The 15,647-nt window shown below is 64.1% G+C and carries 14 protein-coding genes; all 14 read right to left on the minus strand.

Annotation, left to right across the window (positions count from 1 at the left end; translation table 11 throughout):
* Positions 1 to 153: 153 nt before the first annotated feature.
* Complete coding sequence (locus PWP93_RS06900) at positions 154 to 726, minus strand: phosphoribosyltransferase (protein ID WP_413189228.1); 573 nt, start codon at positions 724 to 726, stop codon at positions 154 to 156.
* A gap of 37 nt (positions 727 to 763) precedes the next feature.
* Positions 764 to 2,110 (minus strand): adenylosuccinate synthase, encoded by a 1,347-nt coding sequence (locus tag PWP93_RS06905; RefSeq protein WP_421043918.1) that lies wholly within the window; start codon positions 2,108 to 2,110, stop codon positions 764 to 766.
* A 143-nt stretch (positions 2,111 to 2,253) separates the two neighbouring features.
* Complete coding sequence (locus PWP93_RS06910) at positions 2,254 to 3,405, minus strand: ATP phosphoribosyltransferase regulatory subunit (RefSeq protein WP_421043919.1); 1,152 nt, start codon at positions 3,403 to 3,405, stop codon at positions 2,254 to 2,256.
* 139 nt (positions 3,406 to 3,544) lie between these two features.
* Entirely contained in the window at positions 3,545 to 3,736 is a 192-nt protein-coding gene (locus tag PWP93_RS06915; protein WP_035535019.1) for a DUF2065 domain-containing protein, read from the minus strand.
* 47 nt (positions 3,737 to 3,783) lie between these two features.
* Positions 3,784 to 4,689 (minus strand): protease modulator HflC, encoded by a 906-nt coding sequence (gene hflC, locus PWP93_RS06920; RefSeq protein ID WP_421043920.1) that lies wholly within the window; start codon positions 4,687 to 4,689, stop codon positions 3,784 to 3,786.
* 12 nt (positions 4,690 to 4,701) lie between these two features.
* Positions 4,702 to 6,177 (minus strand): FtsH protease activity modulator HflK, encoded by a 1,476-nt coding sequence (hflK, locus tag PWP93_RS06925; RefSeq protein ID WP_421043921.1) that lies wholly within the window; start codon positions 6,175 to 6,177, stop codon positions 4,702 to 4,704.
* 107 nt (positions 6,178 to 6,284) lie between these two features.
* Positions 6,285 to 7,457, minus strand: coding sequence for a GTPase HflX (hflX, locus tag PWP93_RS06930; RefSeq protein ID WP_421043922.1), 1,173 nt, complete (start codon positions 7,455 to 7,457; stop codon positions 6,285 to 6,287).
* Between the two features lie 74 nt (positions 7,458 to 7,531).
* Positions 7,532 to 7,768, minus strand: a complete 237-nt coding sequence (gene hfq / locus PWP93_RS06935; protein ID WP_028210028.1) for an RNA chaperone Hfq — start codon at positions 7,766 to 7,768, stop codon at positions 7,532 to 7,534.
* 163 nt (positions 7,769 to 7,931) lie between these two features.
* The gene (gene der / locus PWP93_RS06940) at positions 7,932 to 9,269 is read right to left on the minus strand and encodes a ribosome biogenesis GTPase Der (protein WP_421043923.1); all 1,338 of its coding nucleotides are present in this window, start codon (positions 9,267 to 9,269) and stop codon (positions 7,932 to 7,934) included.
* A 340-nt stretch (positions 9,270 to 9,609) separates the two neighbouring features.
* Positions 9,610 to 10,755: an outer membrane protein assembly factor BamB gene (bamB, locus tag PWP93_RS06945; RefSeq protein WP_213296173.1), complete on the minus strand. Its 1,146-nt coding sequence runs from the start codon at positions 10,753 to 10,755 to the stop codon at positions 9,610 to 9,612.
* Between the two features lie 65 nt (positions 10,756 to 10,820).
* Positions 10,821 to 11,450 (minus strand): tetratricopeptide repeat protein, encoded by a 630-nt coding sequence (locus PWP93_RS06950; protein ID WP_421023741.1) that lies wholly within the window; start codon positions 11,448 to 11,450, stop codon positions 10,821 to 10,823.
* A 119-nt stretch (positions 11,451 to 11,569) separates the two neighbouring features.
* Positions 11,570 to 12,907 carry a histidine--tRNA ligase gene (gene hisS, locus PWP93_RS06955; RefSeq protein ID WP_421043924.1) on the minus strand — a complete coding sequence of 446 codons (1,338 nt, stop codon included), beginning with the start codon at positions 12,905 to 12,907 and terminating at the stop codon, positions 11,570 to 11,572.
* An 82-nt stretch (positions 12,908 to 12,989) separates the two neighbouring features.
* A complete protein-coding gene (ispG, locus tag PWP93_RS06960) occupies positions 12,990 to 14,297 on the minus strand; it encodes a flavodoxin-dependent (E)-4-hydroxy-3-methylbut-2-enyl-diphosphate synthase (RefSeq protein ID WP_421043925.1) in 1,308 nt (435 codons plus the stop codon).
* 115 nt (positions 14,298 to 14,412) lie between these two features.
* Positions 14,413 to 15,540 carry a helix-turn-helix domain-containing protein gene (locus PWP93_RS06965; protein WP_421043926.1) on the minus strand — a complete coding sequence of 376 codons (1,128 nt, stop codon included), beginning with the start codon at positions 15,538 to 15,540 and terminating at the stop codon, positions 14,413 to 14,415.
* Between the last annotated feature and the right edge of the window lie 107 nt (positions 15,541 to 15,647).

A 15,647-nucleotide genomic window follows, 5' to 3' on the forward strand; every position in this document is an offset into this window, starting at 1 on the left:
AGCATGGCCCCCAGCTGCGCCAACCGGGTCGTGTATCGTGGTTGGCCTGTGCGTACGGCAATAGCGCGAAAAGCGCGCGACGCATAAAAAAACGGAGCCTGAAAGGCTCCGTTCCGGACGGGTATCGCGGTAATGTCAGCGGCTTACAGACGCTTACTTCTGCGCATCCTGCTGGGCCTGCTGCAGACCACGCTTGATCCATGCGCCGAGATTGTGGGGGCGCACCGTATCCCACTCCTCGAACGGCTGATGAATCCAGGGATTAGTCGGCAAATGCTGAACGAAGTAGTCGGGCTTCACCTTCGAGCAGCCCTTGTACCAGAGCACCGCCGAACGCACACCGGTCACGGCCGGGTAGCGTTCCTTGAGATGCTCCTGCACACGCGCAAGCGTGACGCCCGAGTCGACGAGGTCGTCGACGAGCAGCACGTTGCCCGAAAGCTCGCCACGCGTCATCGTGATGTACTGCGCGATGTCGAGATCGCCTTGCTGTGTGCCCGCCGCTTCGCGGTACGAACTCGTCGCCAGGATCGCGAGCGGCAAGTCGTAAATGCGCGAGAGCTGGTCGCCCACGCGCAAGCCGCCCCGAGCAAGACACAGGATCTGGTCGAACTTCCAGCGCGAATCGTGTACCGAAAGCGCGAGCAGCTCGATCAGCCGGTGATACTCATCCCAGCCGACCCACAGATTCTTTTCGTCGTTGCGCGGGTCCATCATCTGAATCATTTTTGCATCTACCTTGTTTCTGCTTATTTCTGCGTCTTTACGCCTTGAACGGATGACGCAGCAGGATCGTTTCGTCGCGATCGGGGCCCGTGGAGACCATGTCGACCGGAACGCCCGCCACTTCCTGCACACGCGACAGATACGCCCGCGCGCTCTTGGGCAGGGCATCCCATTGCGTGATGCCGATGGTGCTTTCCTTCCAGCCTTCGAACGTTTCGTAGACCGGCTCGCATGCGGCCACTTGCGACGCCCCGCGCGGCAGAATATCGACATCCCTGCCGTCGACCTTGTAGCCCACACACAGCTTCACTTCGTCGAGGCCGTCGAGTACGTCGAGCTTGGTAATGCACAGGCCCGTCACGCCGTTGATCTGGATCGAGCGGCGCAGCGCGGCGGCGTCGAGCCAACCGGTGCGGCGCGGGCGGCCCGTGACCGAACCGAATTCCTTGCCCACCTTCGCGAGCGTGAGGCCGACTTCTTCCTGACGGTCAGCGTTATCGGCATCGTACAGTTCGCTCGGGAACGGGCCCGCGCCGACGCGCGTGCAGTACGCCTTGGTGATGCCGAGGATGTAGTTGAGCTGCTGCGGGCCCACGCCCGCGCCCGCCGACGCCGCACCGGCAACGCAGTTGCTCGACGTGACGTACGGATAGGTGCCGTGATCGATGTCGAGCAGCGTGCCTTGCGCGCCTTCGAACAGCAGGTTGCCGCCCTGGCAGTTCACGTCGTAAAGGCGACGCGAAACGTCCGTGACCATCGGCTTCAGACGCTCGGCATACGAGAGCATCGTGTCGAGGGTCTGCTGGAAATCGACCGCGGGCGCACCCAGGTATTGGGTGAGCACGAAGTTGTGATAGTCGAGGTTCTCACGCAGGCGCTCGGCAAAGACTTCCGGCTCGAACAGGTCCTGCACGCGCAAGCCGCGGCGCGCCACCTTGTCTTCGTAAGCCGGGCCGATGCCCCGGCCGGTCGTGCCGATCTTCGCGGCTCCGCGCTTGGCTTCCCGCGCCTGGTCGATGGCGACGTGATACGGCAGGATGAGCGTGGTGGCTTCGGAGATGAAGAGGCGCTTCTGGACGTCGATGCCCGCTTCTTCGAGTTCGCCGATTTCCTTGAACAGGGCTTCGGGCGAGAGCACCACGCCGTTGCCGATGTAGCAGGCGACGCCGGCGCGCATGATGCCCGAGGGGATCAGCCGGAGAATGGTCTTCTTGCCGCCGATGATGAGAGTGTGACCGGCATTGTGGCCGCCCTGGAAACGCACCACGCCTTGCGCGTGGTCCGTCAGCCAGTCGACGATCTTGCCCTTGCCTTCATCGCCCCATTGGGTGCCCACGACGACGACATTGCGCCCCGGGGTTACATTCACTGCGCTGGCAGACATGGTGTTTCGTTAGCTGGTTAAAAACGTATTCTACCTGGGTTCGGCGGCAAGGCCGCCATTTTTTCCCAAAATTCCCAGGATTTCCTTTTGCGCTCAACGGCATGCGTGCAGACCGCGTGCCGTCCCGGCTCCCTGGCTGCGACTCAGGCGCGCGCCTCGACCACCCACGCGCCGTTGCGCTCGACGAGCACGCGGTCGCAGGCGAATTCGTCCATGTCGTGCTCGTGGCCCGGAAGTGCCTGGATCACGACCTCGCCGGCATCGCGCAGCGCCACGACCGCGGCACGCAGCGACTCGCCGTGGGCCCACGGCGCGAGCACCGCGGTGCTGCGTGCCTCGACCGGCGAAATACGCGCCACTTCACGCAGATCCAGCGAAAAACCCGTCGCCGCGCGGGCGCGGCCATACGCCTCGCCCACCTTGTCGTAACGCCCGCCGCGCGCGACCGCGTTGGGCACGCCGTCTACGTAGGCAGAGAACATTACGCCGCTGTGATACGCGTAGCCGCCCAGATCGGCGAGATCGATCATCAGTTCCGCACCCTCGATCTCGCCCATGAGGAACGCGAGGTCGTCGAGCGCGCGCGCAATGCCGGGCAGCGCCGGCAAGCGCTTGCGCGCCTCGTCGATCACGCTGGCGTCGCCGTACAGCGACGGCAGCGCGCGCAGCGCGTCGCGCGACACGGGCTGCAGAGCGGCGGTGAGCTCCGCCAGATGCGGCACGTCCTTGCCAGCCAGCGCTTCATACAAAGCATCGCCGAGCGCCGCGGCGGCGGGATCGGCTTCGAAGATCGCCGCGAGCACGCCCGCGTGCGAAAGATCGAGGCGCACCTTCGCGAGGCCCGCGAGGCGCAGCGCGTCGAGCATCAATTGCTGGATTTCGAGGTCGGCCTCCAGGCCCGCATGGCCATAGATTTCCGCGCCGATCTGAATCTGCTCGCGCGTGGCGTGCAGGCCGCGCGGGCGCGTGTGCAGCACGTTGCCTGCGTAGCACAGGCGCGTCACGCCCTGGCGGTTCAGCAAATGCGCGTCGATACGCGCAACCTGCGGCGTCATGTCCGCGCGCAGTCCGAGCGTGCGGCCCGACAGTTGATCGACGAGCTTGAAGGTGCGCAGGTTCAGATCGCGCCCGCTGCCCACCAGCAGCGACTCGAGATACTCGAGCAGCGGCGGCATGACCATCTCGTAGCCATAGGCGCGAAAGCGGTCCAGCAGGCTGCGGCGCAGCACTTCGATCTTGCGTGCCTCGGAAGGCAGCACGTCGGCGATATTCTCGGGAAGTAACCAGGTCGACATCGAATCAATCCTACAACTACAGCGATAAGGGCCACGCGGCGGCGGAACGCGCCAGCCGCGGGGCCTGAGCGCGCACGCGCGCCTGATGCGCGGGCCGAACGATAGAAACGGCGCATGCCGCGAGGCATGAGCCTTGAATTCAAGTAGCGAGCAACAGCAACACGAGTCCGAGCCCCATCACGATCAGCCCGCCGATCCGGATGTGATGCGGCGGCCGTTCCGCAATTCTACGAAACGTGTCGCGCCAGGCCGCCGGAAAGACGAACGGGAACATGCCCTCGATAATCAGCATCAACGCGATCGCGAGCAACAGGGAACCAGCTATGTTCATGCGAAAAAACGCGCCGCGCAAGTGCGCGGCGCCCGTGTCTCGTTTGTTTAATGTTTGCGCGGCGCAGCAGCAGCGGGAGCCGACTGCGCCTCTCCGTTCGGACTGCGCATGAAGCGGAAGAAGTCACTCGAGGAGTCGACCACGACAACGTCGCCCGGTTTGAAGCTTTCGCGGTACGCCTGCATGCTTTGATAGAAGCGATAGAAGTCCGGATCGCGGCCATACGCCTGCGCGGCGATTGCGGCAGCCTTGCCGTCACCTTCGCCCTTGATGGCCTGCGCCTGGCTGTTCGCATCGGCCAGCGCGGCCTGCTGCTGGCGCTCAGCTGCGTCCTTGATCTTCTGCGCCTCGGCAGCGCCCTTCGCGCGCTGCTCGGCGGCGGCCTGCTCGCGCGTGGCGCTCATGCGCTTGTAGACCACCTCGGCAAGCTCCGCCGGATAGTCGATGCGCGTGAGCTCGATGTCGATCACATCGATGCCGAGCGGCGCCGCAGCCACCTTGAGGGCGTCGCGCGCGCCGTTGGCGATCGCCTCCTGCTGTGCAAGGGCTTCGCTCAAATCGACCTTCGAGAACGCGCTCGACAGCGCATCGCGCGAAAGCGGCGCGAGCCGGTCCGCGAGGGTCTGCGGGTCGCCCTTGGTGGCCGCGAAAAGCTTGAGCGGATCGGCCACGCGGTAACGCACGACCGGGTTCACGAGCAGCTCGGTTTTGTCCGCCATCGTGTAACGGTCAGCATCGGGCGCATCGAACGCCTGGATACGCGTGTCGATGAGCGTGGCGGTCTGAAACGGCGGCGGCAGCTTCACGTGCAGGCCAGGGCCCGCGAGCGTCGCATTGGCGCCGCCCGAGGCGGATACCACCGCAACATGGCGCGGATCGACGACGAACACCGCCGACGACGCCACTAGCACCACCACCACGAAGGCGACGACGAACGCAATGATCTTGTTCATGTCGGCGCTCCGTTATTGCACATCGTCTTCGCGGCCGCGCGAACGCAGCGCGTCGCGCGAACGGAAAGCATCGCTGGCCGCCTGGGCCGCTTCGCTCGCAGACGGCGCCGGTGCCGCGCTCCGCGGCGCGGATTGCGCGCCCTGCTGTGCACCTTGCTGCGTGCTTTGCGGCTGCGCGCTTTGCTGCGCGCCCGGCTGCGCGTCGCTGCTTGCCGCAGGCGCGGCTGCGGCGCTCGCTGCATCCGATGCACCGCTCGCCGGCGCGGCGTCCGTGCCAGGAGCGCCCGTTGCAGCCGCAGCGCGCTGACGCGTCGCGTCGACGATCTTGTCGAGCGGCAGATAGATCACGTTATTGCCTGACTTGCTGTCGACGAACACCTTCGTCGTATTCGAGTAGATGTGCTGCATGGTGTCCAGATACATGCGCTCCCGAATCACGGCCGGCGCTTTCGCGTATTGATCGTAGACGCTGTTAAAGCGCTGCGCGTCGCCCTGCGCCTTCGCCACCACGCGGTCGCTGTAGGCCTTGGCGTCTTCGATCACACGCGCCCCCTCGGTTTGCGCGCGCGGCAGCAACTGATCGGCGTAGGCCTGCGCATCACGTTTCGCGCGCTCGCTTTCCTGGCGCGCCTTCGTCTCGTCGTCGAAGGCGGCCTGCACGCGATCGGGCGCCGAAACGCCCTGAATCGTCACGCCGACCACGCCAAGCCCGGTCTTGTAGACGTCCAGCGCATGCTGGATCGAATCGGCAAGCTGCGCGCGAATCGGTTCACGGTCCGCATAGAGCAGATCGTGGGTGCTACGCGCGCCCACCACGGTGCGCACGGCGGCCTGCGCGGCCTGGCTCACGGCAAGGTCGGGGTCGGCGCTATGGAACAGGTAATCTGTAGGCTGCTTGACCTGGTACTGCACGGTGAAACGCACATCGAGAATATCGCCATCGTGCGTAAGCACCGAGGCGTCCTTCACATTCGACGGACGCACGAGATTATTACGACCGATCTCGACACTGCGGATCTGGCCGACATTCACGATTTCCTGCGACTGGAACGGGAACGGGAAACGCCAGTGCACGCCCTGACCGACCGTGTGGCGATACTGACCCAACTGCAGCACGACGCCAGCCTGCCCTTCCTGGACGACGAACACACCGCTGCCCACATAAATGGCGATCAGCACGCCAAGCACGATACCCACGCCGATGCGCGCATTGCGGCCGTTGTCCGGTCGAGGCCCGAGCCCGCCCGGCCCCTTGTTGCCCTTCTTGCCGAAGAGCGTCGACAACCGGCGATTGAAATCGCGCCACATTTCGTCGAGATCGGGGGGGCCGTCACCCTTGCCGCCGCCGTTGTTGCCGTTATTGCCCGACGGGCGCCGTGCGTCGTCGGTGCGCTGGCCATTGCCCTCGCCACGGCCCCAACGCGGGTCGTTCAACGAGAAAATGGCGCTCGCGCGCTGCCAGCCAGTCCGCTTGTTGTAATCGTTCACCTGTGTTCGTTCACCAGAGTAGACAGCGGGTCATGTGCGTGGAAATACCTCGTCGGCGCACTTCAGTCCGCCGTTCGGACGCACCGCGAGGCGCTTTCCGATAGCGTTCAGCGGCCGAGTTCGGGCTCCCTGCTGGGTTGTTCGTGCGGCGCCGCGCTCCAGTCGGCGGCGAGGAACTGCGACGGCTGGGCGAGCGGCTCGGCAGTCGCGATTTCGGCGATGGCGGCGCGCAGCGCATCCAGTCCGACGCCCGTGCGCGCGCTCAAAAAGACGCGCGAAATATTACCATACTCGTCCCGCTCGACCGTCCCGCCCCGGGCCGCCAGTTCTGGCACGGCGTCGATCTTGTTGAACACCAGCACCTGGCGAATCGTGTCCGCGCCGATCTCGTGCAGCACTTCGTTCACCTGGTCGATCTGATCGAGCCGCACGGAACTCGACGCGTCCACCACGTGCAACAGCAAGTCGGCCTGCACGGTTTCCTGCAGCGTTGCGCGAAACGCCGCAACGAGCTGGTGAGGCAATTCACGAATAAAGCCGACGGTGTCCGACAACACGATCTGGCCGACATCGTCGCCAAGCCACACGCGCCGCGACGTCGTGTCGAGCGTCGCGAACAACTGGTCGGCCGCATAAGCCTGCGCCTTGGTGAGCGCGTTAAACAGCGTGGACTTGCCCGCGTTGGTGTAACCGACCAGCGAAACCGACATCGTGCGCGTGCGCTCGCGCTGACGCCGCTGCGTGCCGTGCTGGCGACGCAGCTTGGCGAGCTTGCCCTGCAGCATCTTGATGCGCTCGCCGATCAGCCGCCGGTCCGTTTCGAGCTGCGTCTCGCCGGGGCCGCGCAGGCCGATACCGCCCTTCTGGCGCTCAAGGTGAGTCCATGCGCGCACGAGGCGCGTGGCGAGATATTGAAGCTGCGCGAGTTCGACCTGCAGCTTGCCTTCGTGGCTGCGCGCGCGCTGCGCGAAGATGTCGAGAATAAGGCTCGTGCGATCCACCACGCGACGATTCAACGCACGCTCCAGATTACGCTGCTGGGCAGGCGAAAGCGCGTGATTGAAAATGACGATTTCGATGTCGTTCGCTTCACAGGCGAGACGCAGTTCCTCGGCCTTGCCGCTGCCGATGAACATGGCGGCGTCCGGGCTGGAGCGGCGCCCGGTAAGCGTGACAGCGGGCGAGGCGCCCGCGCTCTTCGCGAGCAGGCTGAGTTCTTCGAGACTGGCTTCGAAGTCGGTCTTGCCGAAGTCGATGCCGACGAGTGCGGCGTTGATCAAATTAGCAGATATCAAAATGAAAGCGGCCGGGCCGCAAGCGCCAGCGGGGCGCTCCGGACCGGCCGCGTCGAGGATCAGGACGCTTCCGCGTCCGGGTGGAAGTTCACCGGACGCGCCGGGACCACCGTGGAAATGGCGTGCTTGTAAACCATTTGCGTAACCGTATTACGGAGCAACACGACGTACTGGTCGAACGATTCAATGTTCCCTTGAAGCTTGATGCCGTTGACCAGATAGATCGAAACAGGCACGTGCTCCTTGCGCAGCGCGTTCAGAAACGGGTCTTGTAACAGTTGCCCTTTGTTGCTCATAGCAAACTCCGTATTTTTTTGCAGGTTTAACTAAACTGGCGCCGAAGAAAAAGAAATCCGGCGCCAATCGCTACACTATAGCTGATTCTCGTTCCACCGCACCCCTCCACACCGTCCGGCCAGGAGGCCCAGCAGTGCACTTGCGCGCGGTAACGAACGCAGCTCAACTTTTTTCAGTGTAGGGATTCGTCGAAGAGCGAAACTCTATGCGCAATGGAGTCCCGGTCAACGAGAAAGTTTCCCGGAAGCGGTTCTCCAGGTAGCGCTTGTAGGTCTCAGTCACCGCATCGAGTGCATTGCCGTGAATCACGATAATGGGTGGGTTCTGTCCCCCCTGATGCGCATAGCGCAGCTTCGGACGCACAGGGCCACGACGGCGCGGTTGCTGGAACTCCACCGCCTCGATGAGCGCGCGTGTCAGGCGCGGGGTCGGAAGCTTGGACATTGCCGCGGCATACGCCTCGTCCACCGAGCGCATCAGCGGGCCAATGCCGAATTTTTCGGTCGCCGAGATGAAGCGCATTTCCGCGAAGTCGAGGAACTTCAGCTTGCGCTGCAAGTGGTGCTTGGTGCGCTCGCGCGCGTGGTCGTCCATGCCGTCCCACTTGTTCACGCCCACCACGAGCGCACACCCCTGCTCCACCACGAAGCCGGCGATATGCGCGTCCTGATCAGAGATTTCCTGGCGCGCATCGAGCAGCAGGATGACCACGTTGGCATCGGCAATCGACTGTAGCGTCTTCACGACCGAAAACTTCTCGATGGCCTCGAATACCTTGCCGCGGCGACGCAAACCCGCAGTGTCGATCAAGGTGTACTTCTTGCCGCCCCGCTCGAAATCCACATAGATAGAGTCGCGCGTGGTGCCGGGCATGTCGAACGCAATCACGCGGTCTTCGCCAATCAGCGTATTCACGAGCGTGGACTTGCCCACGTTCGGGCGGCCGACGATCGCGATCTTGATGCCATGCTTGCCGGCGTCCTCGTCAACCGCTTCCGGACGATCCGCATAGGCCTGATCGAGCGCTTCGTTGATCATCTCCGTTACGCCGTCGCCGTGCGCCGCGGAAATCGCGCGCGGGTCGCCAAGGCCAAGCTCGTAGAAGTCGGCCGCTACGGCGCTGTACTTCATGCCTTCGGCCTTGTTGACCACGAGAAAGATCGGCCGGCCAGTCTTGCGCAGGTAATCGGCGATGTGCTTGTCCTGCGGCGCGAGACCATTGCGGCCGTCACAGATGAACACGACGATGTCTGCTTCCTCCACCGCCTGGCGCGTCTGACGCGCCATTTCGTGCAGGATGCCGTCTTTCGCGATCGGCTCGAAGCCGCCGGTATCGACCACGAGATAGGCGCGATCGCCCACCCGCCCTTCGCCGTAATGGCGGTCGCGTGTGAGGCCGGGCAGATCGGCCACCAGCGCATCGCGCGAACGCGTGAGCCGGTTGAAGAGCGTGGATTTCCCCACATTGGGGCGCCCGACTAGGGCGATTACGGGTTTCATCTGATCTTTTCTACGGTAAGGCGCGGCGTCGGCACGTCCGGCGCATCGCGCGGCAAGCGTCTGCGTTCAGGCTTGCAGAGCTGCAATAGTTGCAAATTATCACGAATTGGGTCGCGCGCCCGCTGGATGAGCCCTTAGGGGTTCCGGCACGTGCCGTGCCGTAGAGCGGGATTCCCTGCCTGACAGGGGGCGACCATCGGGGCCCAACATTGGTGCGCCCCATCCCCGCCAACCGGCTCGAGGAAAGCAATGCGCAAGCACAAAATACAAGAGGCCGCTGCCTGCGGGCGCGGCCCCTCGATGCGACACCCGGCAGCACGCGCCGGGCGTCCCCGTCCGGTCAACGCGGACGCAGGCCGTACAGGTCGCCGTCCTTCGTTTGCACGACGAGCGTGTTGCCAGCCAGCACCGGCGCGGCGGTGATCGGGCTGCCGTCGGTCTTCACGCGCGAGACGAAGCTGCCGTCGTCGAGCGAAAGAAAATGCACGTAACCCTGGTAGTCGCCAACCACGACTGCGTGGCCGAGCACGGCAGGCACGCTGACGTCGCGGTTCTTAAGCTTGTCCGTACTCCAGACCTGCTCGCCGGTCGAGACGTTATATGCCTTCACGACCGACCAGTCGTCGCCACCGACCACCTCGGTGTCGCCCTGGGCGATACCGCTCGTGCTCGAGAACGGCTTCTCCCACATTGGACGGCCGGAATTGGCGTCGAAGCAGCCCAACTGGCCCTGGAACGTGACCGCGCACGTGGTCGCGCCAACGAGCGTGGGTGGACCACTCACGTCATTGATGCGCTCGACTTCGGTCACACCCTTCGGATAGGACACCGGCGTTTCCCAGAACGCATCGCCACTTTGCAGGTTGATCGCTGCGAAGGAGCCGCCCGGGAAGCCGGCGATCACAGCCTGCTCGCCCGCGAAAGTCATACCGGCGGAGACCCGCAGGTTGAGCGGCACCGCACGGTTGCGATAGACCCACTTCTGCTCACCGGTCTGGCCGTTGAACGCGACGATCTGGCCGTCGATGGTGCGCACGATCACGAGACCATTGCCGACCAACGGCGGCGAAATTATCTCGCCCGGCGCCTTGGCTTGCCACGAGAGCTTGCCATTGGCGTCGAGCACGTAGACGTTGCCCTTCAGGCCGCCGACAGCCGTGAGATTGCCATCGCTGCCAACGCCTGCGGAGATATCGTCCTTGAGCTTCGTACTCCAGACTTCTTTGCCCGTCTGCGCGTCGAACTTTGCGACAGAACCGTTTTCGCCGGCAGCATACACCGCATCGCCCACGGCGACCGGCGAGAACAGATAACGGCCTGCCTTGCCGACGCTCGCCTTCCACACCTGCTGGACGTCCAGCACCGGCTTGAACTCGGTCAGCGGCACCGGTACGCGACGCTCATCTTTCGTCGACGAGCAAGCCGCCAGCGCGAGAACGGTCATCGCACAGGCGACAGGTACAACGGTTCGTTTCAGCAAATTCATCGGTGAACGAAGCATGAATGGAAATGGTTTAGCGTTTATATTCACGGGCGGCACGCGCAGCTTGCTCAGCCACCCAGCGCGTCAAGCTTGAACTGGACCAACTGGCGTTCGGCGGCATCGCTCTTGGGCAGGGTGTCGAGCGCAAGCTTGTAGGCCGCGCGCGCTTCATCCTGCTTGCCCGCTGCCGCGAGCAGGTCGCCGCGGCCATCCGCGACGATACCCTTGAACGGTCCCGAATCCGGTTGCGGAATCAGCGCAAGGCCCTGATCGTAAGCCTTCTCGTCGAGCAGGACGGAAGCCAGACGGATCTTCGCGACCTGACGGAACTCCTCGTCCTTCGCATGATCGGCCGCCCACTGCAATTGAGCTTTCGCTCCCGCGGTGTCACCCGCCATATAGAGCGATTTGGCCACACCCAGCGCGGTCATCTGCGCGTACGCGGTGCCGCCGAAGCGGTCTTCCATGTCAGTCGCGATGCGTGTGAGCATGGCCTTGTCACTGCCAGCGGTCGCCTGCTGCACCTGGTCGTACAACACCGCGGCCTCAGCGGCCTGGCGGCGTTGCCAGAAGTTCCAGCCGTTCCACGCGGCGAGCGCGAGCATAACGATCAGCACGATCCACGTAGTGGCGTTGCCCCACTGCGCCCACCATGCCTTGAAACTCTCGATCGATTCCTGTTCGTCGTGGTAACTCATCGCGTAGCGATTCCTTGTTTATTCTGGAGCCAACTGCCGGGCGCGCCACAGGCACCGGCTGGATGCATCGATCCTGATCGTGAAGACCCCGCGCCCCGAAGTTGCCCGAAGTGGCCCTATCAGTCGTCGCCGTCTTCGGCGGATGCAACCATCGCATTGATTAGATATTCGGTCAAGTCTTCGAGTGCTACCGTCTGTTGCTCGCTGCGAGCCGCATCGGCGCCACCGCGCAGCGCCTTCACGCCCGCTTCGCCCCTGGCCACTTCGTCTTCGCCAAGCACCACGGCGAACGCCGCTCCGCTTGCGTCCGCACGCTTCATCTGCGACTTGAAGCTCGCCGACTGACCGTCCGCGCTGCAGTGAAGGATGACATCGAGACCCGTGTCACGCAGCCGCTCGGCCACGATGAACGCCTGCTCGCGTGCTGCCTCGCCCTGGTGCACGACGTAGACGTCGCAACCTTCCTCTTCGGGCACAAGGTTTTCTTCCTTGAGCAATTCCAGAATGCGCTCGACACCCATTGCCCAGCCGCACGCGGCCGTCGGCTTGCCGCCGAGCTGTTCGATCAGCGGATCGTAGCGGCCGCCGGCTGCCACCGTGCCCTGCGCGCCGAGCTTGTCCGTAACCCACTCGAACACGGTCAGATTGTAGTAATCGAGACCACGCACGAGACGCGGGTTGATCTTGAACGGAATGTTGTTCGCCTTGAGCAGACGTTGTAGCCCGTCGAAGTGGGCGCGCGAGTGCTCGCCGAGGAAGTCGATCAGCTTCGGCGCATTGTTTGCGATTTCCTGGAGCGCGGGGTTCTTCGTGTCGAGCACGCGCAGCGGGTTCGTATACAAGCGGCGCTTGCCGTCTTCGTCGAGCAGATCGACGTGCTGCTCGAGATACTTGATGAGCTCGACGCGATGCGCGGCGCGCTCTTCGGCAAGACCCAGCGAATTGATTTCCAGCTTGATGCCGGTCAGGCCGAGGTCGTCCCAAAGACGCTGGCACATCAAAATGATTTCTGCGTCCGCATCCGGGCCCGCGAAACCGAGCGCTTCTACGCCGACCTGATGGAACTGGCGATAACGGCCGCGCTGCGGACGCTCGTGACGAAACATCGGGCCGACGTACCACAGACGCTTCGGGCCGTCGTAGAGCATATTGTGCTCGATCGACGCGCGCACGACCGCAGCCGTGTTTTCCGGGCGCAGCGTGAGGTTCTCGCCGTTGAGCGCGTCGGTGAAGCTGTACATCTCCTTTTCGACGATGTCGGTCACTTCGCCGATACCGCGCGTAAAGAGCTGCGTATGCTCGACGATCGGCGTGCGGATGTTCTGGTATCCGTACGAACGGAGCATGGACTTCACGGTCGTTTCGAAGAAGTCCCACAACCCTGCGTCCTGCGGCAGGATGTCGTTCATGCCCTTCACGCCGGTCAGTTTTTCGAGCTTTCTTTTCTGTTCAGTCATTGCGTTGCGTATGTGCCTGCGAATAGTGAAATTCGGGCGATATTCGGTTGCGCCAGGAATCGATATCCGAAAAACGAGGCGCTCAGGCCGTCGCTTCGGTCTTGCCGTACTTGCGCACGACGTAGTCGCTCACGATCTGCTGGAATTCCTCGGCAATATGCTCGCCGCGCAGCGTCTTGACCTTCTCGCCGTCGACGAAGACCGGCGCTGCGGGATTCTCACCCGAGCCTGGCAGGCTGATACCGATGTTCGCGTGCTTGGACTCGCCCGGGCCGTTCACGATGCAGCCCATGACGGCGACGTTCATCGTCTCCACGCCCGGATATTCAGCGCGCCAGACCGGCATTTGCGCGCGCAGATAATTCTGGATCTGCGAAGCAAGCTCCTGGAACAACGTGCTGGTCGTGCGACCGCAGCCCGGACAGGCGATGACCATCGGCGTGAACGAGCGCAGACCCATGGTCTGCAAAATTTCCTGTCCGACCACGACTTCGCCCGTGCGCGGAGCACCCGGCTCCGGCGTCAGCGAGATGCGGATGGTGTCGCCGATACCCTGCTGGAGCAGCACCGAGAGTGCCGCCGTCGACGCGACGATGCCCTTCGAGCCCATGCCCGCTTCGGTCAAGCCGAGGTGCAGCGCGAAATCGCAACGCCTCGCGAGTTGCTGGTATACGGCGATCAGGTCCTGCACGCCGCTGACCTTGCACGACAGGATGATCTTGTCACGACCGAGACCGAGTTCGACAGCACGCTCCGCCGAACCAATGGCCGACTGGATCAGCGCTTCGTACATCACGCTCTGCGCTTCCCACGGCGTCGAGCGCGCCGCGTTCTCGTCCATCATGCGCGCGAGCAGATCCTGGTCGAGGCTGCCCCAGTTCACGCCGATACGCACCGGCTTGTCGTACTTGATGGCGGCTTCGATCATCTGCGCGTACTGCGTGTCGCGCTTGGCGCCCTGGCCAACGTTGCCCGGGTTGATGCGGTACTTCGAGAGCGCCTCGGCGCACGCCGGATAGTCACGCAGCAGCAAGTGGCCGTTGTAGTGGAAGTCGCCGACGAGCGGCACCGTCACGCCCATACGATCGAGCTGGTCGCGAACATGCGGCACGGCCGCGGCGGCTTCCGGCGTGTTCACCGTGATGCGCACGAGCTCAGAGCCGGCCTGCGCCAATTCCTTGATCTGGATAGCCGTACCGATCGCATCCGCGGTATCGGTATTGGTCATCGACTGCACGCGCACCGGCGCGTCGCCGCCGATCGTCACCAACTGGCCGCCCCAGCGCACGTGCACCGCGTGCGACTTGCGGCGCGGCGCGTGACCACCGAGGATAGGCTCCCTGGAACATATCTGGCTGTTGCTGGACGGGGATAGCGTTTCGCTTTGCATCGAAGAACCCACATTTACACCTCGCGCGCGACGACACCCTTGACGAGTGCGATGCAGCGCGAATTGAAAAAGCATCGCGGCCCGTCACCTGGCCGCGATGCACGTCATATCTTGATCAGGGCAGCACGAAGCGCGCGACATTGCCACGCGCCGACGCATACTTCGATGCATCGACCGGCTGGCCGTCGATGGTCATCGACTCGATGCCGGCCTTGTTGCCCACCGTGATCCTGAGCGGCTCGACACCGGAAATCTCACGCCCGTCGTTGCCGTGGATCAGCCCGGAGAAGAGCTCCTTACCATCTTTCTGGCGCACGCTGACCCAGGAATCTTGCGTCACGCGAATCGCGAACGTAGACGTGCCGGGCGCCGCCGGCGCCGAAGCCGCTTGCTCCGGTGCGGCTGCCGCTACCGCCGCTGCGCTCGCCGGCGCGGGGGTAGCGGCTGGCGTGGCGCTTGCCGGTGCGGCTGAAGCCGGCTGCGGCGCGCTCGCTGCGCCTTGAGCGCCTGCGGCCTGACCGCTAACTTGACCGTCTGCCTGGGTGTTCGTTGCATTAGCAGCGTTCGCGGCCTCGCCACCTTGCTCCTGGCGTGCACCCTGCTCGACCGCTGCGCCCGCCGTCGAGCCCTCGGCCACCGTGGCCGAAGCAGCGCCCGATTCGTTGCTCGCAGCACTCGTCGCGCCGCCCGCCATCGACTTCAGACGCGCGAACCATGCCGACGATTCGCCGCTATTCGTGTGCCACATCGAAATCCCGATCACGGCGATCACGACGAGCGCGAGGCCCCATAGCCACGATGCACGTCGGCGCGGCGCATGTCCGCCGCCGCCCAGCGAAAGCGAGACGCGGCCGCGCGGCAAATCCGCGCCCGCCGATGCGGGCATCGACAGATCCGGCTGCGGCACGCCGCGCTCGCGGCGCAGCGCCTGGGTAAGCGGCGCGGGATCGGCGCCAAGCAGTTTCGCGTAGGCTCGCACCACGCCGAGCGCGAACGTCGCATCCGGCAAATGACTGATATCGCCCGCTTCGAGCTCGCGCAGCTTCGGCACCGCCACTTTCAAACGCGCCGAGACATCCTCGACCGACCAGCCCTTTGCCGTGCGCAACTGCGCAAGACGCGCGCCTACTGAGGCCAGCGTGTCGGGCACGGCCTGCACCGGCGATGGCGAGCCGTCGGATCCCGAACGGCCTGCGTTGGTCTCTGTCCCGTCTGTCCCGAAAGGGTGCTGCGGCTCGCTCATCCCAAAGTCCTTGCGTCGATTCTTTTCTATCCCGGAACCGGCGGGCGCGCCGCGCCCTGCCTCGGTTCGCAGACCGTTTATAACAAAATGCGCGGCAACTGTGCCGC

The organism is Paraburkholderia sp. A1RI-2L, from assembly GCF_048957375.1.
GTDB lineage: Bacteria > Pseudomonadota > Gammaproteobacteria > Burkholderiales > Burkholderiaceae > Paraburkholderia.